Source organism: Planococcus soli (assembly GCF_016881065.1).
GTDB classification, from domain to species: domain Bacteria; phylum Bacillota; class Bacilli; order Bacillales_A; family Planococcaceae; genus Planococcus; species Planococcus soli.
In genome coordinates this window covers 420,603-443,338 of record NZ_WXYN01000016.1, presented here as the reverse complement: position 1 = coordinate 443,338, position 22,736 = coordinate 420,603, and the positions used below count along the sequence as shown (strand labels likewise).

Here is a 22,736-nt window from a genome sequence, read left to right as displayed (position 1 = left end):
TCACTTCCTTCTGAATGCCATACCGTTTTCCATCTCGATGGCCTGATCGGCTTGCTGCACGAGCCAAATATGGATGCGCCCGAGCCAGCTCTGATAAAGTTCGTCGCGCACGAAATCGTCCAGCACTTCGTTCGAGACGACTGTCAACAAATCTATCGTGTCCAGCATATCAAGAATGGTTTCTTGCAGGCTGCTCCATTTCGTTTCCATGCAGCCAGATATTTCAGCGCACATGCTGCCCTTTTCCCAACCCTCGTAAAGTTCATTGGCGAGCCACGTTGTCACGCAATCCCACAGCACCAAATCATTTGACTGGAGGTTCTCTAAAACTCTGTCCATTTGATAAGCTTGCTCTACTGTATGCCAGCCATCTTCCTGCCGATCTTGCCGGTGGCGTTCGATCCGCTCTTTCATTTCTTCGTCGTGCGCCTGTCCACTCGCCAAATAAACTTTCCGTTCACCGCCTGCAGCACGCACAACCGATTCGGCATAAGCGCTTTTGCCGCTGCGGACCCCACCGCTGATAAAAACTAATTGGCCTCGAGCCATCCTGCAATCGCCTCCCGAAGTTTTTCCATGCTTTCTGCAGATTTCATACCGATTCGGAACCACTTTCCGTCCATGCCCTGAAACGATTCGGTATGCCGCAGGACGATTCCTGCCTTCAGCAGATCTGTGAAGAATACAGCGGATTGCTGGGGATCCGACAGTTGAAACGACAGGAAATTCACTGCGGAATTGCTTGTCCGGCAGTGTTTCGCTGCGAAAAACTGCTGCATTTTCAGCCGTTCTTCCGAGGCGGCTTTGATGATTTTGGTGCGGTATGCCGATTCTTTTAAAAGATCCGCACCGATCGCAGCGGATAAAGCATTGACGTTCCAATGCGCTGCCCCTTGTTTCAATTGTTCAACCGTTTTGGTTTGGCTGACCACATAGCCAAGGCGCAACCCAGGAATAGCGTACATTTTAGTCATCGAACGGACAATGATGACATTCGGAAAACTTTCTAAAAATGGCATAAAGGATGCTGTTTCACCGATAAAATCGATAAAAGCTTCATCGATAACGAGTTCGCAATGGTGTTCAATGCAAATTTGCGCTATTTCCTGGAGCGTATCGGTATCCAGCAAAACACCGGTAGGATTATGCGGATTGCAAACGTACAGCGCCTCACATCCCGGAACAGCTGCCCGGACATTTTGGACCGTCAATTGCCAATTGGTTTCCGGCTGCAGCTGAATCACCCGGATTCCGGCATGTTCCGCTTCCAGCGTTTGGCGGTATTCCGAAAACGCCGGTTCCACCAGCACCACTTGCCTACCGCGGTATCTTCTGGCCAGCCAAGTAAAAACTTCAGCGGCACCGTTTCCAACAGCCACTTGACTGACGCCAATTTGGTGAAATTCCGCAGCTGCCGTACGAAAAGGCTCTCCGTCCGGATCTGGATAGGAACCGACCAGTTCCAGCAGCTCCGGCCATCGTTCCACCAGAAAAGCAGGAGCTCCGAAAGGATGGACGTTTTCACTGAAATCCAAAATTTGTTGGGGAGGGTTGATTCCCGCCTGCGTGTAAAGACGCAGCGGATTGGCCCCATGATTAGGCAATTCCAAGCAAAATCCCTCCTATAGCGAATAAAATAAAAAATCCGAGGGTGACCGTTTGCATATGGCCGATGGCTTCATTAATATGCACGGCTTCCAGCAGGAAAACCGGCGTCCCCATTCGTGCGCGATGCGACTCGACTCCCCGGTAACGGTTCAATCCGCCAAGTTGTATTCCCAATTGCACAGCCGTTGCCGCTTCAAGCCAGCCGCTGTTTGGGCTCGGATGCTTTGGTGCATCCCGCAGCCACTCCACAAAACGCTGACGCACGGTCAGCGATCGTCTGTTTTTTGTCATCACCAAAATCAAAAAACCGGTCAGGCGGCTCGGAATGAAATTCAGGACATCATCCGCTTTTGCTGATGCATAGCCGAATCGTTCAAATTCTTCGTTCCTATAGCCGACCATTGAATCGAGCGTATTGACAGATTTGTAAAGCCACAACCCCGGTGCACCGAGCAGAAATGCCCAGAACAGCGGAGCTGTCACACCATCACTGGTGTTTTCTGAAACTGTCTCCACGACGCCTCTTGTAATTTCACTTTCGTCCAATCCCTCGGTATCCCTGCCAACGATCCAGGACAGTTTTTCGCGTGCCAGCATCATGTTTTTATCTGCAAGCGGTCTGTAAACATCCAACGCTGCATCTTTCAAGCTTTTCTGTGCCAGTCCTGAAGCAATCAGCAAGGCTTCAACTGCAATTCCTGCAAAGATATTCACTGAATATGCCAGCGCAACAAAAGAGTAAACAATCAAAAACACACTAAGCGCAACCGCCCCAAGCAGCAGAAAACCATTGCGGAAAGCGTTCGCTCCGTGATTCCAGCGTTTGGTCAATTTGCGGATTCCGCTGCCGATCCAGCGAACCGGATGCGGCCAATTTGGCGGATCTCCAACAATGCGATCAATGGCTAGGCCCAAGGCAATTGCCGTAAGATGCGAAATCATATGCTTTTTGCTTTCGCCATCTGATACAGTTTGAGCGCTTCGATGGTACACTCGAAAACACCGACGCCAATCAGTTTTCCAAGCTCAGTGATTGGACCGGCGTAAGGCAGGTGTTCTCCCTGCTGCGTTGCCGCTACCAGACAGCTGTCAGTCGATGTTCCGGTCGCAATCGTCCCGGTCAGCGGATCTTTGATTTGCTCCTGCTGAAGTGCTTTCGTTTTGGCTTCGGTCGCAGTAATCATCGCCTGAATAAAGGCTTCATCTGACAAAATGCCGTTGACCAAGATCCATGTGTTGATGGTGCCGACGCGAAGCGTACGCTCAACTGCTTTTGAAACATCTACACCGTTTCCGACACCTGCGGTTACAGCAATTACCACGGACCCGAAAGGACCTTCGTATTCTTTGACGATGGCGTCCTGGGTTTGGACTGCGGTCATCATCCCGACTGTATCCGTTGTCTTCAGACCACTTTGTTCAATAAACTCGGACATCTCTTTAACACTGTCATTGATGTTGTAAAAAGAATCCACATGCCGGTTCATGAAATTGCGGAACCAACCCGAACCTGCATTGACGACCGCTGATGACACAGTTTTTAACGGAATAGGGCTCTGGTACAGCACCATCCCATCATTAATTTCAAATTCTTCGGCACGAATGCGGATGCTGGCAGCGGCACGCTCTACCCCCGGCAACAAAGTAATCTGGGGCTTCGGCAATTCCGGATGCGGGTGATTGCTGACACGCGTATTGTAGACCGATTCGATATCCTGCTCCCGCACCACTTCATGCGGTTCACCAATGCGGACGACGCTCCCCTCATCCAGCAGCAACAGTTGGTCGCAGTACATAGACGCCAGATTGATGTCGTGGAAAATGGAAACAATCGTCAAGTCTTTTTCAATGGCCTGCTTTTTGATGGTGTCGAGCAATTCTTTCTGGTGGTTGATATCCAGATGATTGGTCGGTTCATCCAATAGCAGAATGCCTGCATCCTGGGCCAGCGCTTGCGCCACAAAGACGCGCTGTTGTTCGCCGCCCGACATCCGGTCGATTTGAGTCTTCTCGTAATGGCTGATATCCATTAAGCGCATCGCTTCCATAACAGCCTGCTCGTCTTTTTCCGACCATGAAGAAAACCAGCCGCCTTGATGCGGATACCTGCCAAGCGACACCGTTTCCCGGACCGTATGAGCAAAAGCATGTGCATGCAATTGGGGCAAAACCGCCATTTTTCTGGCCAGTTCTTTTGGCGGAAAATCGACAATCGATACACCATCAATCCGCACTTCGCCGCCGGCAGCCGGCAGCACTCCGCTTATCAGCTTCATCAAGGTCGATTTGCCGCTGCCGTTCGGCCCCAAAATGCCAAGAATAGAGCCTTTATTGACAGTAAAGGATACGTCTTTAACGATTTTTTTATCGCCGTAGCCGCCTGTTAGTCCCTTTATTTCGAGCATGGTCAAGCCCCTCCTTTGCGTTGTCGGAAAAAGATAAAGGCAAATACCGGAGCTCCGATAAATGCGGTAATGACGCCAATCGGCAATTCAGTCGGTGAAATGATGGTTCGCGACACCAGGTCACAAATGATCAACAAAGCCGCTCCATTAATGAATGACAGCGGCAAAACATGCCGATGGTCCGAGCCCCAAAGCAGACGGGTCATATGCGGGACCACTAAACCGACAAAGCCGATGGTGCCGGAAACCGAAACAGCTGCTCCCGTCAAAATCGAACCGCCAATCAAAATGGTCATTTTGCTCTTTCTGACATCGACACCCAAATGCTGTGCACGTTCTTCACCAAACAGCATGGCGTTCAACTCACGTCGCTTCAGCCATAACACGAACGAACCGATTAATACGAATGGCAGCGCCATCCGCACATATGGCCACCCACGCATCGACACACTGCCCAAAAGCCAGCCGATGATTTGGCGCAGCTCTTCCCCGGTTAACGCAATCATCAGGGAAATAATGGAGCCGAGAAACGAACTGAAGATAATCCCAGTCAATATGACGGTTTCCATTTTCATGGAGCGATCCACCAGCTTGGCAAAGCTCATGACAGCGAGCATCGTCAGCAGCGCCCCGATCATGCTCATGACCGGCAGCGTGAATGGTCCAAGAAACGGTATGGAAATACCAAAAAAGAGCGTCATCACAGCGCCCACGGAGGCACCGGAAGACACTCCCAGGGTGTAAGGATCGGCCAATGGATTTTTCAGAAGCCCTTGGAACGCAGCACCAGCAATTGCCAGTGCTGCACCGACAAGCCCGGCTAAAATGACACGAGGCATGCGGATATTCCATAAAATATTGGCAGCCGCTTCATCCGATGACGGATTCCACAGCACGACCGGTGATATTGATACCGTTCCGACCGTCACCCCAAGCAAAACGGCTCCTGCTAAAATCAGCAGGGAGACGCTGTATGCCAATAGATTTTTATTCATTGAAAACATCAGGATAAACGGCCTGCGCCATTTCCATCAGTCCTTCCGATAAACGTGGGCCTGATCGGGTGAGCATATCCGAATCCAGGTTATAGACGGCGTCTTCTTGGACAGCGGTCACTTCTGCAAAACCGCTGCGTGATTTGATCTGTTCTTCAGCATTCTCTACATAGGCACCTTCGGTTGTAATGATGACATCAGGATTAGCCGCAACGATGGCTTCCGGATCCATGATGACCCAGCCTTCCAAATCGCCGGCTACATTTTCAGCATTAATGAGCGTCAGCATTTCATCCATGAACGTTCCGCTTCCTGTGGTATAGATATCCGGCTGGCTGCCGACTTCCAGAAATACAGATTTCGGCTCTTCAATCGAACTTGCCAATTCTTGGATTTCCGCCACTTGGACTTCCATTTCTGAAACGAGGCTTTCCGCCTCCTCCATCATACCTGTCGCTTGTGCGATTACCGTAATGGAATCATAGACTTCTTCAAAGCTGACTGCATTGTTGACGACAAATACTTCGACGCCAGCATCGCGCAATTGCTGCAGTCCTGCGTCCCCAACACCGAGTCCGGATTCATGCGCAAGCACGAGGTCCGGCTGAAGGCTGATGATTTTTTCCACATTGAATTCCTGGCCGCCGATTTTCTCGACTTCTGCAGCTTCTTCCGGATAATTATCAAAATCCGAAACGCCGACCATTTTGTCGCCAAGACCTAGTTCATAGGCGATTTCTGTATTTGATGGCACCATCGATACGATAGCTTCCGGTTCTTCCTCAATGACTACTTCGTCCCCGACTGCATCCGTCAAGGTCACTGGATATTCAACATCCGCCACTTCTGTTGGCGGCTCTGCCGGTGTTTCGACGTCCTGTTCTTCTTCCGGCGCTGCCGTCTCCCCGCATCCTGCCATTAAAACCGCGGCTAAGCCTGCAGTTGCTCCAAACTTCCAAATCTTCTTCATGAATATATCCCCCTTATATTTGATCCTAGTCGCGCAGATCCTATCGCATTCACATTTCTTTTCTACATAACAAAAAATCCCCCGCAGCAAACTGCGGGGGATTGGAAGGACGACATAAAAAAGCATGCGCATCCAGCCTTTCCTCGCAGGCGTTTGGGTGTGTTGTCATAAAGGCAGGTCTCCTGGCTTGTGGTCGTCGGTTTCTGCACCTTCCCAAAGCATTGCTTCAGTGGCATTTTGCAGATTCCTCTCACATACAGTGGCGGGACCGCGCCGGAATTGAACCGGCTTCCCTTTTAACTCATGTTCTTAGACATAAGCACCTTTATGAATCGTTATCATATTCTGTTTGTTGTCTTCATTATACACATAAATGATTGTCTGTCTCTTACATTTTTTCAGGAGCTGCGACGCCGACTGTTTTCAACGAGTTGGCCAACGTCGTTTTCACGGCCGTGATCAATGCCAGACGGGCACTTGTCAATTCTACATTGGACGCGTCCAATACTTTGTTGGCGTTATAGAAGCTATGGAAATGAGATGCCAGTTCATGGATGTATGTTGTGATGCGGTGAGGTGCGCGCTGTTTGGCTGCATCGGCGATCACCTGCGGGAAATCCCCGATCTTCTTCAGAACGTCAATTTCCTTTTCAGTTGTCAACAAATCTAAATGATCCTGCGAAGCGGTTAAACCTTGCTCTTCCGCCTGGCGCAGAATTGATGAAATGCGCGCGTGAGCATATTGCGAATAGTAAACCGGGTTTTCGTTGGACTGTGAAACAGCCAAATCCAAATCGAAGTCCATATGGGAATCGCCAGAACGCATCGCGAAGAAGTAACGGACAGCATCCAAGCCGACCAATTCAACCAGCTCGCGCATCGTTACCGCTTTGCCGGTACGTTTGCTCATCTTCATTTTTTCGCCGTCTTTGTACAATTGCACCATTTGGATGATGCTGACTTCAAGCGTGTCGCGATCATAGCCAAGTGCTTGAATCGCTGCTTTCATGCGCGGGATGTAGCCATGGTGATCAGCTCCCCAGACATTGATAAGCTTGCCGAATCCGCGCTGCAATTTGTCTTCATGGTAAGCGACATCAGGCATTAAGTACGTGTAGGTGCCGTCATTCTTGATCAGCACGCGGTCCTTGTCGTCTCCGAAAGTTGTCGAACGGAACCAAGTCGCTCCATCTTCTTCATAGACATGGCCATTTGCACGCAGTTTAGCCAAAGCATCGTCAATTTTGCCGTTTTTATAAAGAGACGATTCCGGGTACCACACGTCAAATTCCACACGAAAATCTGCAAGGTCCTGCTGCAGTTTGGCCAATTCGACTTTCAAGCCGTGCTGGCGGAATGCTTCAAAACGCTCTTCGTGGGTCAAGCTGACGAATTTATCGCCATGTTCTTTGACCAGATCTTCAGCGATATCTTTAATGTCCTGTCCGCGGTAGCCATCTTCCGGCATGCTGTCGCCTTTGCCCAGCGCTTCAAAATAACGCGCTTCGATCGACAATGCCAAATTGTTGATTTGATTGCCGGCATCATTGATGTAATATTCGCGGGACACTTCATAGCCTGCAAGGTCCAACACATTGCACAGCGAATCGCCCACTGAAGATCCACGGGCATGGCCCAAATGAAGATCGCCTGTCGGGTTGGCTGATACAAATTCCACCTGGACGCGTTCGCCGCCGCCCGCTGTTGAACGGCCGTACTCAGCGTTCTGCTCCAGTACGGTTTTGATGACATCCAACAAATAATCCTTTTTGATGGTGATATTGATAAATCCAGGTCCAGCGATTTCAACCGTCTGGATGTTCGCTGCCTCTTTGTCGAGATTTTCAACAATCGCTTCTGCAATTGCGCGGGGCGGCTTTTTCGCCAGACGCGTCAGTTGCATGGCGATATTCGTGGCGTAATCGCCATTGGCTTTGTCTTTTGGTGATTCCAAGCGGACTTCAACCGGTTCGTTCGTCAATTCCGCTTTTTCGATCGCTTCTGCAAATGCTGTCTTTATTGCCTGTTGAACTTTTTCTACTGCGTTCATCATTTAGCCTCCATAAACTGTATTTCCATTTCGTATTCGCCGACATGATCCAAACCTAATGTCAGATCGTAGCGGACCATGAACCTCGTATCGCTGACCGACAGCTCGTGTGCCTTCGTCGTCAGCATGAACGACCCCTGTTCATTCGTCAGATTGCCGGTTTGTTCTTTATGTAATAAAAAAGGGAGCCGCATCTGCAGACCGCCGCTTCTCATAATAACCGCTTCATCTTCTTGAAGTTTGACCGTTGTCCGGATTTCAAGATCATCCTGCTGTTCTGCATACTGCAGGTAGCGCAGCTTGTTTTTTTCCGTCAACGTTCCATGAGATTCCAGTACCATCACTTGCTCTTCCATATCCGGCTGGCGGATCGTCGTCGTCAGTTTGATCGTCACTGTCTTTTGCATGGCTCTCCGCCTCCCCGTCCTTTGATAACCTTTATATTATAGCTTGACTGGCCTGTTTTTTTCAATGAAGGATTGGCAGGAACTGCAGATTAAACAAAAGACCACATGTTTCAGCATTGGCCGAATCCATGCGATCTTTAAGCATTGCTTTTGATAAAGCGGGTTTGTTCATCTTGTATAGGTCGTCACAAACGAAGGGCGCGGGAAAATATTCGGGCGCTTGTCGATGCCTTCTGCGGTGCCACGCTTGGCATGTGCCTGGCCATAAGCCTGCGATTCCTGCCAATCTTTAAACGATTGCTCGTCTTTCCATATCGTCAGGATAGCATATGTATCCGAAGACACCGGACGCAATACGCGGATCGCTGCAAAGCCCGGTTCTTTTTCAACCATTCCGGCACGGTTCTGGAAGCGCGACTCGAACAATTCACGGCCTTCTTCTGTTACCGGAATGTTGTTGAACACAGCATAATAGCCGTCGTTGATGTCCCCTACAGCATTCAGCACTTTATAGGCTTCCGCCCCCTGAATGCCGGGGCCGCCTTCCGCTTCATAAAGCAGTACAGCTTCATCGTCATTTACCAGGTAAATCAATCGTGCATTTGCCAAGTTTGCCATCAGCATCACAGCCTGATCGCGGTGGCCGGTCCATTTATACAATTCCATTGTCAGCACCTCTTCCACTAGTTCGTCCATTTCATCTTACTGCTTTTAATCGGAAGAATCTATTCAGAGCAATCTCTGTGAAATGCAAAAACCGATCTGAAGATTTTCAGACCGGTTTTAACAGATAAACTATTCGGTATAATTAAGAATTTTAATGTTTTAAGCCATTTAAGAAGAGAAGGTATGAAGAAATCGCTCCAGGCGGACGCTTTCCGGGGGGTACGGCCTCAGCCGCTTCCTTCGCTTTGCTCAGTCCAGGGTCTTCAGCTCGTACTGATCCCCCAGGAGTCGCCGCCTTCCACTATTTCTTCTAAAAGAATTGCAGCTAACATAGCGGTAAATTAATCAGTATGGTATGAAGCAAACCAGTGGAGACCCCTATGGAGCTGCATAACTACATTGAGAAATTTAGATGGCCGCCAAGCCAGAAGTAGTTCAGATCAAAACCTTAGCCGTTGACGTCACGGCTTTCTGGCAAGACAGAAAGTTTCCTGGCTTCTTGCGGGAGTCCTTTCTAATATAGATTCTTCATCTTTCTGCTATTTTATCCAGCCTAAAATCATTTCGCGCATCAGCTTGCTGGCTGTGTTGGCGGTTTGGTCGGAATGGTCGTAGACAGGTGCAAGCTCGACAAGGTCAAAGCCAACGACGTTGACGCCTGATGCTGCAATTGCATGGATTGAAGCCAACAGTTCGCGGGATGTGATGCCTCCTGCGTCGACTGTGCCCGTACCTGGTGCATGCGCAGGATCTAAAACATCCATATCAATCGTTACGTAGACATTGCGGCCTTCAAGAGTTGGCAATACTCTTTTCAACGGCTCAAGCACTTCAAATTTTGAAATGTGCATGCCTTGCTCTTTTGCCCATTGGAATTCTTCTTTCATGCCTGAACGGATGCCGAATGAATACACATTTTTCGGTCCGATATGGTCCGCAATTTTGCGGATCGGCGTCGAATGGGAATATTCCTCGCCTTCGTAGTTTTCACGAAGATCGGTGTGCGCATCAAAATGGATGATCGCCAAGTCGTCAAATTTGCTGGCGACTGCTTTCATTACCGGCAATGACACCAAGTGTTCGCCGCCCATGCCCATCGGGATTTTATTGTCAGCCAAAAGCGTGTGTACGTATGTTTCGATTTCAATCAGGCTTTTTTCCGGATTGCCGAATGGCAGCGGAATGTCGCCTGCATCAAAAAATTTTACGTCTCCCAGCTCGCGGTCAAGATACGGGCTGTATTCTTCCAATCCGATCGACACTTCACGGATTTTGTTCGGGCCAAAACGGGATCCTGGACGGTAGCTGACTGTCCAGTCCATTGGCATGCCGTAAAGAACGGCTTTAGATTCTTCGTAATTCGGATGGCTTTTGATGAATACTTTTCCTGAGTAGGTCTCGTCAAATCTCATCGTTTACTCTCCTGTCAGATCTTTCACGAATTTCGGCAATACAAAAGCAGCGTTATGCAGCTCAGGTGTGTAGTATTTCGTGTCGATTTCATGGAAACGTTCGGCCGGAACTTCAAGCGGGTTGTATTTTTTTGAACCAATCGTGAATGCCCATAGTCCACTTGGATACGTCGGGATGTTCGCCAAGTACAATTTCGTGATTGGGAAGATTTCCTTAACATCGCTTTGGACTTGTTTGATCAAATCGGCTTTAAACCAAGGGTTGTCGGATTGCGCTACAAAAATACCGTCTTCTTTCAAGGCTTTTGAAATGCCTGCGTAGAAGCCTTTAGAAAACAAGTTGACTGCCGGTCCGACCGGTTCCGTTGAATCCACCATGATGACGTCAAATTCGTTGTCAGATTCCGCGATATGCATAAAGCCGTCTCCGACAATCACTTCCACACGTGAATCTTCCAAGCCTGATGCGATGCTTGGCAAGAATTTTTTCGAGTACTCGATCACTTTGCCGTCAATGTCGACAAGCGTCGCTTTCTTAACTGATGGGTGTTTCAGAATTTCACGGATGACGCCGCCGTCTCCGCCCCCGACAACCAGCACGTTTTCCGGATTCGGATGCGTAAATAAAGGAACGTGCGCGACCATTTCGTGATAGACGAATTCGTCTTTTTCAGAAGTCATGACCATGCCGTCCAAAAACAGCATGTTGCCCCATTCAGCTGTTTCCGCCATTTCCAAGTATTGAAAATCCGTTTGTTCCGTATGAAGCGTCTTGTTGATTTTCATTGTAATTCCGAAATTCTCTGTTTGCTTTTCTGTATACCAAAATCCTGCCATCTATAATCAAACTCCTTTTCAATCTGAATAAAATCCACTTAAAAAAGTATAAGTGTTTTCAATAAAAGTGCAATATTTTTTTCCTCTTCCTCTTTACCCGCTGGAAGTGCCGCTACACTCAAATAAAAAGGTTTCCTGTACAGGGAATCTTTTTCCCTTCACAGAAAACCTTTTTAAAGCCTGATGGTGCGGAGAAAGAGACATGAGGCATTGGGCTTGGGTTTTATCGCAATGGCTCACGGCACTTGCTCGCTATCAGGTGTCCTAGCTTTCTATTGAAAAGCTGTATTTCTAGTGTACTGCCTTTTATAGACAACTTCAACCATCCAATGGAAGCAAATTGAAATGTCACATTCTGTTCAAAAACCTGTATTTTTAGTAGATATTCCGCTTTGACATTTCCGTCATTTATTGGCCAAGCAAAATCGTTTACTTGCGGCCAAGGTCCAGGTGGAGCTGTTCTACGCTGCGCTGCCACATTTCCGGATTGTGGGTCTCCAGGTATTCAGCAAGCACCCGTTTTGATGGTTCATCCATATGGTCAACAAGAATTTTGCGCTTCATCGATTTGTCCATGCGATTGACGTGATCCGCTAAAATTTTATAGCCACGCCGTTTCTCACGATTGACGACCATTTCACATGCTGCAACTCCCGCGTAGTATGGGCCTTCCGGATTGAAATCGATGGTGATCCATACAAGCCAGTAATCTTTGCCGCCTGCAGAATCTTCCCTGTTCGTCGTGAACTTAATGCCGCGCTCCACTTCGCTGCGGGCGTGCATGGCCCCGATATCAATAAACGCTTCCTGCTCTTGCACGTCGATGAACAGCGGAGAGACGTTTTCCAAGGATAAAGACCCGATGCCATAGCCTTTATGGCCAGCTGTCGGATCGTTTTTTATAATGGTAAAGCCTACTTTTTGTTTTGGTTTTTCTTCGTTCGCCATTGTCTGAATCCTCCGTTCTGCTATGATGATAGTATTCTCAAGAAAAGGAGCTGTACCCATTATGCCATACGTAACTGTAAAAATGCTCGAAGGCCGCACAGAAGACCAAAAACGCGCACTTGTCGAGAAGGTATCCGAAGCTGTTTCTGAAACAACTGGTGCACCTATCGAAAATGTCACCGTCTTTATCGAAGACATGAAGAAAACCGATTACGGCACAAAAGGCAAGTTGTTCAGCGATCAGTAAGAAATCACACAAAAGCTCCTGTTGCAGGAGCTTTTTTCATTTTCACTTTCTCTACGCGCTCAATTCCTCAATAAAAGCAAAAGCCTCATCGATTTCCTCTGCTGTAAAGTTCAGCTTGCCTTTGACCACATGCAGCTTGTCGATTCTTTCCTGGCGGTTCAAGTTATCAAAATACAAGAGAGTTGCAGTCAATTCCAGGAATCGGCCGCTTTTGGCATTCAGCTTTTCCGCGGTCACGGGGTTATCCAAAATTGATTTCCCCAACACTTTGCGGAACTCCATGCCTTCTTCCGTTACCGTGTATTTATATTGAACGTAGGAGCCTTTGTCTTCCAATGCTTCGGACAAAAAGCCCATATCGCATAATTCCTCTACACGGGCAGTCAGTTCTTCTGAATACGGGCCATAAATGTGGAACTCGTATTTTTCCTGAAACGGCATGTCCATCTTCTTCATTATGTAAATCATTTTCTGCAATTTCTTGCGGCCGGTTACACCTTCCGCCGTGGCAATAAAGTCCACAATTTTTGCGTGTTCCTGGAGCAACTAGAGCCCTCCTTCTCGAAGCATTTCCAAAATCTGCTGCTTGATGGCTTTTTTCTTGCCATCGATCAACAGCTCTGCTGGAAAATACAATTTATAATCGGTTCTGCGTTTGCCGGAAATAGCGTCAACAATCTGAGACAAACGCGATAATTCCTTAATATCGCCGCTTGGCATCAGCAAATGAATCGGCAGACGCTCTTCTTCCTCTCCCGGACGATAGAAATCGTAGGGCAGATCGGATGTCGAATCGTCAATCAAATAATATTCCGGATCGATGCCCGCAGAATGAAACAGTTGAGCCAGTTCGCCCAGCTTTTTGTAGTCCTTTCCTGGATCAAAATCGACGTACTGGAACAGGCGGCGGTTGACGAACCGGTCGCAAAGGTCTGACAGAATGGGATCGCGCTCTGTCATCCACAATTGGAAATACGTCATCAGGACGCCTTCATCGAGCGCCAAATATTCTTTCAATGTAAAGCTGCGGTCAAAAAACGCCAGAAAATGGGTCGGCGGCTGTTCGAATTTATAGCCGCTTTTGCTCAATTCTTTTGCACGCTGCAGAATTTTCCGCAAAATCACTTCTGCGCTGCGGGCAACCGGGTGGAAATACACTTGCCAGTACATTTGGTAGCGGCTCATGATGTAATCCTCAACGGCATGCATGCCGCTCGACTTGATGACAACCTGGTCATCAAGTGGCCGCATAACGCGGAGAATCCGTTCCATATCAAAATGGCCGTAGGAAACCCCTGTATAATAAGCATCGCGCTGGAGATAATCCATTCGGTCTGCATCGATCTGACTGGAAATCAGCGAGACGACTTGTTTATTTGAATACGTTTTGGCAATGACTTCCGCCACTTTTTTCGGAAAATCTGCCGACACCTTCAACAGGATTTCATTGACCTCTGTGTCTCCCAGCAGGATTTCCCGCGTGAACTCCTCGTGGTCGACAGAAAAGACTTTCTCGAATGAATGCGAGAACGGTCCATGTCCCAAATCGTGGAGAAGCGCTGCACACAAAACGACCAGGCGCTCGCTTTCGTCCCATTCCGGACGGCCATGAAAAATATCATCTGAAATTCTCCGGACGATTTCATAAACGCCAAGCGAGTGGTTAAAACGGCTGTGTTCCGCGCCGTGAAAAACCAAATACGAGGTGCCCAATTGCTTGATCCTCCGCAAACGCTGAACTTCACGCGAATTGATCAGATCCCAAATCACTTGGTCGCGCACATGGATATACCGGTGAACCGGATCTTTGAAAACTTTTTCCTCAGCTAATTTTTGCGTTGCGTAGCTCACTCGCGCACCTCCAGAATTTTCATGTACCAGCTATTCTACACCAGCGCCGCTCCTCTATTCAAGAGGGCGTTCCAGCATCTTGCGGTTGCGTTCAACTACCCGCTCCAAATAAAATCCGTACAATTCCGTCTCATCCGATTGCAGCGGCATTGGTACCGGCTCTCCCATTAATGCATGAAGGTCAAGCACCACTTCCTGGACCGTGATTTTTCTGCCAAGCAGTTCACTGAGAGACGCCATCGTTTCCGGTTTTATTTCCGGATAAGTGAATTTTGTTTCTTCGCCTTGCAGCCCCGTTTTGTAAAAATTGCGGATGACTTCCGCACGTTCCGAGCCGCTGCCTTCGATGCATAAATAAACTTGCACCGCGATGCCGCGGCGGATCCGGCGCTGTGAGATGCCGGCGAATTTACGGCCCCCAATGCTCAGGTCATAAGATCCCGGACAATAGGAACCGACAATTTCATAGGCTTCAATAGCCGCTTCCGGAAACAGTTCCCGGACCAAATCGAGCATCAGTTCATAGCCCGCTGAAATATCGATCGCGTTATCTTTTTCTGATAAAACGAGCGAAATGTTCAGGACACCTGCATCCAGCACAACTGCCAGTCCGCCCGAGTTCCGGACAATCGGCTGAAAGCCATGTGCTTTCAGCGCGTCCATGCCCTCATCGATATGAGGCAAACGGTGATCTTGGATGCCGAGCACAATGGTGTTATCGTGCACCCATGTGCGGACTGTTGGCGCGCTTTTTCCGGATCCTACCAATTCACACAGAGTATCGTCCGCGGCAAATGACTCAAGCGCAGAACGGTTTTTGGCGCTAAGGGACTGATCCCAGAAACGCCAGGATGTTTCTTCAAAAAATAACGGCATGCCCATTTCTCCTCTTCCTGCAATTCCTTGTCTCCAGTTTACCCTTTTCAGCACCCGCTGAAAACCCGTGCGCGTCATGTCAAATTGGTGACAGCCATTAGTTTTGAAGGAAGTTGGAGGGGCGTTGTGATAAACTGATTGGTGAGAGATTTACATTAAAAGGAGTGTTTGAGCAATGAATGAAGCAGCGATTACATTAGACGGCTGGTACGTCCTTCACGATTTCCGGTCGATGGACTGGGTATCATGGAAAATGCTTGAGGACGAAGAGCGCCAATTCGCAATCGACGAATTCCAGGCATTTATGGAAAAAGTGAACCAAGCCGATGAAAATAAAACCGGAGCACATGCTTTGTATTCAATTGTTGGCCAAAAAGCTGACTTGATGCTGATGATGCTGCGTGAAACAATGGACGAATTGAACGAACTTGAAACGGAATACAATAAGCTGACATTGATCGCTTATACGGTTCCTACTTATTCATACGTTTCAGTTGTCGAGCTTTCCAACTACCTTGCTGGAAAATCCGACGAAGATCCTTACCAAAATCCGCACATCCGTGCACGCCTGTACCCGGAACTTCAACGTTCACAGTACATCTGCTTCTACCCGATGGACAAACGCCGCGATGGCGATGACAACTGGTACATGCTTCCGATGGACACGCGCAAAGAGTTAATGCTGTCCCACGGCAAAATCGGCCGCAGCTATGCCGGCAAAGTAAAACAGATCATCTCTGGATCTGTCGGCTTTGACGACTATGAATGGGGCGTCACTCTTTTCGCAGACGACGTTCTTCAATTCAAGAAATTGATCTACGAAATGCGCTTTGATGAAGTCAGCGCGCGTTATGCCGAATTCGGTTCATTCTACGTAGGCACACGACTGGATGCCGAAAGAACCGTTAAGTTTCTGGAAGTTTAATACATTTTATGTGAAAAGCCGCCTTTTAGGCGGCTTTTTGGTTTGATTTGTATGTGACCGCACCTCGTTTGGCTGAAACCGCACCTCAAATGTCTGAAACCGCACCTCGATGACCCATTTCCGCACCTCAAACGTCTGAAACCGCACCTGGCTGCAGAATCGGCGACGGTTTTCAGCTGGAATTCCCCAGTTATTGGATATACAGTCCAGATTAAGTAAGATACTGTCCAAACAACCAGATCTACTGTCCGCACTGCAAAAAAGAGGGCAATCCGCATATAACGGATTGCCCTTTTTCGCACTATTACAATGCTTTTACTGCAGCAATGATGACCATTACCCAGGCGGCGATAAATGCAACACCGCCGATTGGCGTAATGGCACCCAAAATGCTGATGCCTGTTAAACTTAAAATATATAGGCTTCCTGAAAAAATGACGATTCCGGCGAGCATTAAATAACCTGCCCAGTTCAGCGATCCCAGATTTCCAAAAAGAGACGAGCTCATCAAAATCGCGATGACCATTAAGCCGACTGCGTGGAACATCTGATATTGCACGGCGGTTTGCCATGTTTCTAAATATTTGTCCGCCACGCGCCCTTCCAGCAGATGTGCGCCGAACGCGCCAAATGCGACAGACAGGAGGGCGTTAACCGCTCCAGCAATCAAGAAAAACTTCATATTCAGCTTCCTCTTTCCATTTAAAATTCAAACAGCGAATCGCCGTTTGCGTCTTCTTCTTTCAGCTTGTTGACAGCAGTTACCGTCTGCGGCTGAGGGGATGCAAGCGGCACAGCACGCGGTGCTTGCTTGTCGATTGCCGGTTGATCGTCCTCCAGCAGCAAATCGCATAATGCACGGATTGCCGCGACAGAGTCACGCACCTTTGCAGAATCGCCGCTTCGGGCACGCGCCGTATGCTTGTCAATTTCATTTAAAATACGCATAGTATCGATGGCCATGTAACAGCCCCCCTCTCCGTTTCGAATTAACTTCAGTTTACCACGCCGCTCTGCTGCAAGTCAGTCCAAACAGAAATCGATTGGCTGCTGTCCGCGGCTTTGTAACAGACTGTTCACTTTTGAATACGGCCGGCTGCCGAAAAATCCCCGATTGGCGCTTAGGGGGCTCGGATGCGGTGCTTCTAGAACGTCATGCTTGTCGAGATCGATGAGCCTTTTTTTCGTTTGGGCAGGTTTGCCCCACAACACAAAAATAATCGGCTCCTCGCGTTCGGATAGTTTGCGAATCACTTCGTCCGTGAACGTCTCCCATCCTTTGTTGCGATGCGAATTCGCTTCACTGGCTCGTACCGTCAGCACGGTGTTCATCATCAGCACGCCTTGATCAGTCCATTTTGTCAACGTTCCGTCTTTCGGTTTTTCACAGCCGATGTCTTCCTTCAGCTCTTTGAACATATTGCGCAAACTCGGCGGATGCTGCACTCCCGGCTGAACCGAGAAGCTCAGGCCATGCGCCTGGTTTGGTCCGTGATATGGATCCTGTCCCAAAATCACCACTTTTACATCCTTATACGCGGTATGTTCAAATGCCGACCAAATGTTTTCCATAGCCGGGTAAATTGTTTTCGAAGCATACTCTTCTTTCAAAAACTCACGCAGCTCCAAATAATACGGTTTGTCGAACTCTTCACCCACGACCTCCTGCCAGTCGTTGTGGAAAATCTGTTTTTTCATATTCCTCACTCCTCAAACTCTACGGTTACATCATAGTCGACCAGGCCAAACATTTCTTGCACCGAGCGCGCAGCATTGTCTTCTGCAGTTTGCAGCACGCCTTGGCCCTCCGTTTCCTCTAGCATTAGATTTTTCGCTTCTTCCGCCAGTTCATAGGCTTCCGAAATGTCAGCGCCGTCGCGGAACAGCCCTTCATACGAATAAACCTCTACCTGATCCATGAACAGTTCCGGTCCTCCGAGAAATTCTGCCGGCGGCAAGGTCAGTGTGGCTGTTTTGGCTTCTTCATCCAGAACGATGTCGTCCTCATCCACTTTAGAAAAATCGATGCCTGCGCGGACCGATCCGGGAATCACAACAAGCAATTGCCGTCTCGTGCCCGGCAGATCCAGGCCGATTTCCTGGCCAAATACCGCATTGTCCTCGCGTTCGATGATGACTTTCGAGAAAGCTTCCGCTGTCGACAATTCATTCAAATCCTGAACCTGCTCCAAAAAAGCGCCTTTGCTTTCAGTAAAGGTACTGCCCTGAATCATCCAGAATGCACCTAATGGCAAAGCTACCAGCAATAGCAATAAAACTGCAATCAGTACAAGAAAAGAATTGCGCCATACGCTCATCATCACTTTCGTACTTTTCCAAAAGCCCGATTCTTTTGTATTTCCCTGTTCTTTCATTTCCGCCAATAAACGTTCAATTTCTGTCATCTTCGGATCTTTCGCCAAGAAAACCCCTACTTTCCTATGTTCTATTCATCCTGGCTTCATGGTACGATTGCTTAAAGGAGCGATCAGGATGGCCGATTGGCGTGAAAAAATCACCAGTGTTTCAAAAACTAAAGGCACGAGTGCTCCAGAAGGCGCAAAGCGCGCCGGATTGGGCTGTCTCGGCTTAATTGTAGCAGTTGTTTCCATTCTAACATTACTTATTACGATCGGTCTTTTCAAAAGCGGCTATGGATTGATGGGGGTTTTAACAACGGCATTTTTGGTTGTCTGCATTGCCACAACCGTCCTGCTGCTTGCACCAAGTAAGCACAATCCATTGTAAATGTTCGAATTTTTGTTAAAATGAGGGCAATGACACAATCCATTTAAAGGAGATATTCGAATGACACTCAAAAAAACTCTAACAATCGCTGGTTCTGACACTTCCGGCGGAGCAGGCATACAAGCAGACCTTAAAACGTTCCAGGAACACGGCACGTACGGCATGAACGCACTGACCGTCATCGTAACCATGGACCCGGAAAATGGATGGAGCCACGGCATCCACCCAATTGCGCTGGATACGCTCGATGCACAACTGGTGACAGCGTTCTCTACCGGCGTCGATGCTTTGAAAACAGGCATGCTGCCAACAGTTGATATCATTGAAATGGCCGGCAAAGCAATTGCCGGATCCGGAATCAAAGATGTCGTCATTGATCCGGTTATGGCGTGCAAAGGCGAAGATGAAGTCTTATTCCCTGAAAACGTCGATGCCATGATCAAGTATTTATTGCCAAACGCCAAAGTGGTGACACCAAACCTGGTGGAAGCAGGTCAATTATCTGGACAAGGCACTTTGCAGACAGTGGAAGACATGCAGGCAGCTGCAGAAAAAATCCATGCGCATGGCGCTGAATTTGTTGTCATCAAAGGCGGCAAGCAGTTAAAGCATGAAAAAGCGGCAGATTTGCTGTTTGATGGAAAAACTCATTATTTGCTGACATCGGAAAAAACGGATACTACTTATAACCACGGTGCTGGCTGTACATTTGCAGCAGCAATTACGGCCAATCTTGCAAACGGCCAATCGGTCAAAGACGCTGTCCTCAACGCCAAGGTCTTTGTGGCAACAGCAATCCAGCACGGCTGGAAGCTGAATGAATACGTCGGCCCGGTTATGCACGGAGCCGCGTCGAAATTCACCAAACCTGAAGTTGAAGTAACTGAGTTATAAGAAATAATAAAAGCGTGCCGGATTTTTTCTTCGGCACGCTTTTTTGCGACCGGATTTTATTGCTGTCGGAATGAGGTGCGGTTTTCGTGTCGTGAGGTGCGGTTAGTGCCTTATGAGGTGCGGTTTTTGGCCTGTGAGGTGCGGTTAGTGCAACATAAGGTGCGCTTAACAGTATTTGGGGTGCGGTCGGGAGAAATCTCACCATGATCCTGGCCGCGTAAAGCATCCTAATCGCATTCTCCGGCATAATTCCCTATACTGTTAGAATACCGATTCTATAGGAGGAACATCATGGAACTAGTTGAAGTAAAAAAACTGCAGGTTGAGCTGGACGCATTCGCAGGCAGAGATGTCTACCTTCATTTGGAAACGACAAACGGCTCGTATGCGACACATTTTAACGAAGGCTTTTTCAACGCCGGTGCTTTTATCCGCAACGTTGTTATCAATTATGAACTTGGGAAAGTGGTCGGCGACAGCCCGCATCGCGTCGGATTGAAATTGCCGCACGGCTGGGTCTATGCACAAGGCATCACTCATTACGAATTGGATGATCAGGGCCGCCTGCTTCTTGCAGGGCACGATGGCACTGGGAAATTGGCGGTGGCGCTGCAGATCAGCGAAACACCGTTCAGTTATTAAGGGAGGGACTCACTATGACAATTTCACAAGAACGGCATGTGCTGGTCGTCTTCCCTCACCCGGACGATGAAGCGTTCGGGGTATCCGGAACGATCACCACACATATCAAGCAAGGCACACCGGTTACATATGCGTGTCTGACACTCGGCGAAATGGGCCGCAATTTAGGCAACCCGCCGTTTGCTACAAGAGAATCATTGCCGGTCATCCGCAAAAAGGAACTTCAGGCTTCTGCAGACGCAATGGGACTTACGGATCTTCGGATGATGGGGCTGCGTGATAAAACCATTGAATTCGAAGACGACGAGAAGATGGTCGGACTGATGACGGATTTAATCGAAGAGCTGAATCCTTCAAAAATCATCACCTTCTATCCTGATTTCGCTGTCCACCCCGACCACGAAGCGACTGCCCGTGCAGTAGTCCGAGCTGTCCGCCGGATGACAGATCGCCCGACACTGCATTGCGTTGCTTTTGCAAATAATACCCTTGAGGTGCTCGGCCAGCCGGATATCGTTTATGACATCCGGGAAGTCCGCGACCAAAAAATGAATTCCATGAAAGCCCATATCTCCCAAACCGCCTGGATGCTTGAAGAAATGGAACACAAGCTTCAGCAGGGCGATACGGAGACGGAAAACTGGCTGACAAAAGAACGATTCTACAATTACCGTTGGCATGAAGATTTCGAAAAATCCTTTTAAAAAAGACTCCCTCAACTTTTTCTCAGTTGGGGGTATTTTTTATGGACGTTTTCAGATAATATAAACATTGGCTGTAAAGCGTTTTCATAGGGGAAAACCGCTGTATAATCAGTTATAATCTTGTGTATTCATACACGAAGAAAAGGGGAATTAATTGTGAAAAAGTTTTCAGCATCAACATGGATCCTGTTTTTAGTACCATCCTTGTTGGGAGTTCTGCTATTTATCGTTCCGGTAAAGTATGATGGCGAATGGATTGTGTCAATCGCTTTACTGGCAAATCTTATGGCTGATGCCATTGCACCTATCGCGCCTTGGATCATGCTTGCCATCCTGTTAATTGCCGCAATAGGCTCAGTACTGGCAATTTTCAGGAAAGTTAACGAAAAACATGATGCACCTTTCTTTGAAAAACTATTCAATGTGAACTTATTCTGGACCATTGTCCGGGTTATAGGTGCTGTATTTGCCATTATGGTGCTATTCCAGATAGGGCCTGAAGCCGTATGGAGTGAATATACAGGTGGGCTGCTCTTATCAAGTACAGGTCTTTTGTCATTCCTCTTCACCATTTTCCTGTTTGCCGGATTGTTCCTTCCATTGCTGATGAACTTCGGATTGCTGGAATTCTTCGGAACAATGATGGTAAAAGTCATGCGTCCGTTGTTCCGCCTTCCCGGCCGCTCTTCCGTCGATGCCTTGGCATCATGGGTAGGCGATGGAACAATCGGAGTTTTGCTGACGAACACTCAATACGTCCAAAACAAATATACACAACGTGAAGCCGCCATCATTGGGACGACCTTCTCCGTGGTCTCAATCACGTTTGCTATTGTTGTTATTCAGGAAATCGGACTCGGCCAATACTTCCTGCCTTATTATGCAACGGTAATTCTCGCTGGAGTCATTCTGGCATTGATCATGCCGCGCATTTATCCTTTGGCACAAAAACCAACTACTTTCATGAACGGCGATGCCCAGGATACCCAATCAGAAGAAGTGCCTGAAGGCTATAGTGTAGCTTCCCACGGATTAGAAAATGCCTTAACAAAAGCGGAAGAAAATAAATCCGTCAGCAATTTCTTCAAGGATGGTTTTAAAAACGTCCTGGATATGTGGATCGGTGTTGCGCCGGTTGTCATGGCGTTCGGTACGGTTGCCTTGATTCTGGCTGAATATACCCCTGTATTCTCAATCCTGGGAACTCCTTTTGTTCCTTATTTGAACTTGCTGGGTGTTCCGGAAGCAGCTGAAGCCGGGCAATTGATGGTCGTCGGTTTCGCCGATATGTTCCTGCCAGCTATTCTCGGTGCAGACATCGAGTCTGAAATGACACGTTTTGTTGTCGCCACTATGTCTGTAACACAACTAATTTACATGTCTGAAGTCGGTGGATTGTTGTTGGGTTCCAAAATACCCGTCAACATCTTTGACCTGATCGTCATTTTCCTGCTTCGCACAATCATTGCTTTGCCGATTGTTGTCGGTGTCGCACATTTGTTATTTTAATCAAACCAAAAACGCCATCCGCGGCATGCGGATGGCGTTTTT

26 protein-coding genes and 1 riboswitch are annotated in these 22,736 nt (G+C 48.2%); of the genes, 7 read left to right on the top strand and 19 right to left on the bottom strand.

Annotated elements, in window-relative coordinates; all coding sequences use genetic code 11:
* From GJB59_RS09905 to GJB59_RS09850, 12 genes are all read right to left on the bottom strand, one after another.
* The gene (locus GJB59_RS09905; protein WP_142827100.1) at positions 1 to 549 is read right to left on the bottom strand and encodes a bifunctional adenosylcobinamide kinase/adenosylcobinamide-phosphate guanylyltransferase; all 549 of its coding nucleotides are present in this window, start codon (positions 547 to 549) and stop codon (positions 1 to 3) included.
* Complete coding sequence (locus GJB59_RS09900) at positions 531 to 1,610, bottom strand: pyridoxal phosphate-dependent aminotransferase (RefSeq protein WP_142827099.1); 1,080 nt, start codon at positions 1,608 to 1,610, stop codon at positions 531 to 533. The genes GJB59_RS09905 and GJB59_RS09900 overlap by 19 nt, the downstream gene beginning before the upstream one ends.
* The gene (cbiB, locus tag GJB59_RS09895; RefSeq protein WP_142827239.1) at positions 1,597 to 2,550 is read right to left on the bottom strand and encodes an adenosylcobinamide-phosphate synthase CbiB; all 954 of its coding nucleotides are present in this window, start codon (positions 2,548 to 2,550) and stop codon (positions 1,597 to 1,599) included. Before cbiB ends, GJB59_RS09900 begins: the two co-directional genes overlap by 14 nt.
* The gene (locus GJB59_RS09890) at positions 2,547 to 4,013 is read right to left on the bottom strand and encodes an adenosylcobinamide amidohydrolase (RefSeq protein ID WP_142827098.1); all 1,467 of its coding nucleotides are present in this window, start codon (positions 4,011 to 4,013) and stop codon (positions 2,547 to 2,549) included. Before GJB59_RS09890 ends, cbiB begins: the two co-directional genes overlap by 4 nt.
* Positions 4,014 to 4,015: 2 nt before the next feature.
* Positions 4,016 to 5,008 carry a FecCD family ABC transporter permease gene (locus GJB59_RS09885; RefSeq protein WP_142827238.1) on the bottom strand — a complete coding sequence of 331 codons (993 nt, stop codon included), beginning with the start codon at positions 5,006 to 5,008 and terminating at the stop codon, positions 4,016 to 4,018.
* Positions 5,001 to 5,978, bottom strand: a complete 978-nt coding sequence (locus GJB59_RS09880) for an ABC transporter substrate-binding protein (RefSeq protein WP_142827097.1) — start codon at positions 5,976 to 5,978, stop codon at positions 5,001 to 5,003. The genes GJB59_RS09885 and GJB59_RS09880 overlap by 8 nt, the downstream gene beginning before the upstream one ends.
* 155 nt (positions 5,979 to 6,133) lie before the next feature.
* Positions 6,134 to 6,320, bottom strand: a riboswitch (cobalamin riboswitch).
* Between the two features lie 46 nt (positions 6,321 to 6,366).
* Positions 6,367 to 8,028, bottom strand: a complete 1,662-nt coding sequence (gene argS / locus GJB59_RS09875; RefSeq protein WP_142827096.1) for an arginine--tRNA ligase — start codon at positions 8,026 to 8,028, stop codon at positions 6,367 to 6,369.
* Positions 8,028 to 8,435 carry a YwiB family protein gene (locus GJB59_RS09870; protein WP_142827095.1) on the bottom strand — a complete coding sequence of 136 codons (408 nt, stop codon included), beginning with the start codon at positions 8,433 to 8,435 and terminating at the stop codon, positions 8,028 to 8,030. The genes argS and GJB59_RS09870 overlap by 1 nt, the downstream gene beginning before the upstream one ends.
* A 168-nt stretch (positions 8,436 to 8,603) precedes the next feature.
* The gene (locus GJB59_RS09865) at positions 8,604 to 9,101 is read right to left on the bottom strand and encodes an antibiotic biosynthesis monooxygenase family protein (RefSeq protein ID WP_142827237.1); all 498 of its coding nucleotides are present in this window, start codon (positions 9,099 to 9,101) and stop codon (positions 8,604 to 8,606) included.
* Between the two features lie 539 nt (positions 9,102 to 9,640).
* Positions 9,641 to 10,513 (bottom strand): agmatinase, encoded by an 873-nt coding sequence (gene speB, locus GJB59_RS09860; RefSeq protein WP_142827094.1) that lies wholly within the window; start codon positions 10,511 to 10,513, stop codon positions 9,641 to 9,643.
* Positions 10,514 to 10,516: 3 nt separating this feature from the next.
* Positions 10,517 to 11,350, bottom strand: coding sequence for a spermidine synthase (gene speE / locus GJB59_RS09855; RefSeq protein ID WP_142827093.1), 834 nt, complete (start codon positions 11,348 to 11,350; stop codon positions 10,517 to 10,519).
* 429 nt (positions 11,351 to 11,779) lie between these two features.
* Positions 11,780 to 12,298, bottom strand: a complete 519-nt coding sequence (locus GJB59_RS09850; RefSeq protein ID WP_142827092.1) for a YwhD family protein — start codon at positions 12,296 to 12,298, stop codon at positions 11,780 to 11,782.
* 61 nt (positions 12,299 to 12,359) lie between these two features.
* Between GJB59_RS09850 and thmT the strand changes: the two genes are divergently transcribed.
* Positions 12,360 to 12,545 (top strand): 2-hydroxymuconate tautomerase, encoded by a 186-nt coding sequence (gene thmT, locus GJB59_RS09845; RefSeq protein WP_038704761.1) that lies wholly within the window; start codon positions 12,360 to 12,362, stop codon positions 12,543 to 12,545.
* Between the two features lie 51 nt (positions 12,546 to 12,596).
* On the opposite strand, the gene GJB59_RS09840 is transcribed toward thmT, so the two are convergent.
* Genes GJB59_RS09840 through lipL form a run of 3 tightly spaced genes read right to left on the bottom strand, consistent with a single transcriptional unit; the run spans position 12,597 to position 15,272 of the window.
* Positions 12,597 to 13,091, bottom strand: a complete 495-nt coding sequence (locus tag GJB59_RS09840) for a YwgA family protein (protein WP_142827091.1) — start codon at positions 13,089 to 13,091, stop codon at positions 12,597 to 12,599.
* Positions 13,092 to 14,396 carry an HD domain-containing protein gene (locus GJB59_RS09835; protein WP_142827090.1) on the bottom strand — a complete coding sequence of 435 codons (1,305 nt, stop codon included), beginning with the start codon at positions 14,394 to 14,396 and terminating at the stop codon, positions 13,092 to 13,094.
* Between the two features lie 54 nt (positions 14,397 to 14,450).
* A complete protein-coding gene (gene lipL / locus GJB59_RS09830) occupies positions 14,451 to 15,272 on the bottom strand; it encodes an octanoyl-[GcvH]:protein N-octanoyltransferase (RefSeq protein ID WP_142827089.1) in 822 nt (273 codons plus the stop codon).
* 175 nt (positions 15,273 to 15,447) lie between these two features.
* Here lipL and hemQ point away from each other — a divergent pair, with 175 nt between their 5' ends.
* The gene (gene hemQ / locus GJB59_RS09825; RefSeq protein ID WP_142827088.1) at positions 15,448 to 16,197 is read left to right on the top strand and encodes a hydrogen peroxide-dependent heme synthase; all 750 of its coding nucleotides are present in this window, start codon (positions 15,448 to 15,450) and stop codon (positions 16,195 to 16,197) included.
* A 304-nt stretch (positions 16,198 to 16,501) separates the two neighbouring features.
* On the opposite strand, the gene GJB59_RS09820 is transcribed toward hemQ, so the two are convergent.
* Genes GJB59_RS09820 through GJB59_RS09805 form a run of 4 tightly spaced genes read right to left on the bottom strand, consistent with a single transcriptional unit; the run spans position 16,502 to position 18,620 of the window.
* On the bottom strand, positions 16,502 to 16,879 hold the full coding sequence (locus tag GJB59_RS09820; RefSeq protein ID WP_142827087.1) for a DUF423 domain-containing protein: 378 nt from the start codon (positions 16,877 to 16,879) through the stop codon (positions 16,502 to 16,504).
* Between the two features lie 20 nt (positions 16,880 to 16,899).
* Positions 16,900 to 17,160 (bottom strand): YwdI family protein, encoded by a 261-nt coding sequence (locus GJB59_RS09815; RefSeq protein ID WP_142827086.1) that lies wholly within the window; start codon positions 17,158 to 17,160, stop codon positions 16,900 to 16,902.
* Between the two features lie 60 nt (positions 17,161 to 17,220).
* On the bottom strand, positions 17,221 to 17,895 hold the full coding sequence (locus tag GJB59_RS09810) for a uracil-DNA glycosylase (protein WP_142827085.1): 675 nt from the start codon (positions 17,893 to 17,895) through the stop codon (positions 17,221 to 17,223).
* Between the two features lie 5 nt (positions 17,896 to 17,900).
* Positions 17,901 to 18,620 (bottom strand): DUF4230 domain-containing protein, encoded by a 720-nt coding sequence (locus tag GJB59_RS09805; RefSeq protein ID WP_142827084.1) that lies wholly within the window; start codon positions 18,618 to 18,620, stop codon positions 17,901 to 17,903.
* Between the two features lie 70 nt (positions 18,621 to 18,690).
* Here GJB59_RS09805 and GJB59_RS09800 point away from each other — a divergent pair, with 70 nt between their 5' ends.
* From GJB59_RS09800 to GJB59_RS09780, 5 genes are all read left to right on the top strand, one after another.
* Positions 18,691 to 18,945, top strand: coding sequence for a hypothetical protein (locus GJB59_RS09800; RefSeq protein ID WP_142827083.1), 255 nt, complete (start codon positions 18,691 to 18,693; stop codon positions 18,943 to 18,945).
* 60 nt (positions 18,946 to 19,005) lie between these two features.
* Positions 19,006 to 19,839 carry a pyridoxine/pyridoxal/pyridoxamine kinase gene (pdxK, locus tag GJB59_RS09795; RefSeq protein WP_142827082.1) on the top strand — a complete coding sequence of 278 codons (834 nt, stop codon included), beginning with the start codon at positions 19,006 to 19,008 and terminating at the stop codon, positions 19,837 to 19,839.
* 291 nt (positions 19,840 to 20,130) lie between these two features.
* The gene (locus GJB59_RS09790; RefSeq protein ID WP_142827081.1) at positions 20,131 to 20,481 is read left to right on the top strand and encodes a YojF family protein; all 351 of its coding nucleotides are present in this window, start codon (positions 20,131 to 20,133) and stop codon (positions 20,479 to 20,481) included.
* A 14-nt stretch (positions 20,482 to 20,495) separates the two neighbouring features.
* Positions 20,496 to 21,185: a bacillithiol biosynthesis deacetylase BshB2 gene (bshB2, locus tag GJB59_RS09785; protein ID WP_142827080.1), complete on the top strand. Its 690-nt coding sequence runs from the start codon at positions 20,496 to 20,498 to the stop codon at positions 21,183 to 21,185.
* 156 nt (positions 21,186 to 21,341) lie between these two features.
* On the top strand, positions 21,342 to 22,694 hold the full coding sequence (locus tag GJB59_RS09780) for a YjiH family protein (protein ID WP_142827079.1): 1,353 nt from the start codon (positions 21,342 to 21,344) through the stop codon (positions 22,692 to 22,694).
* Positions 22,695 to 22,736 lie beyond the last annotated feature (42 nt).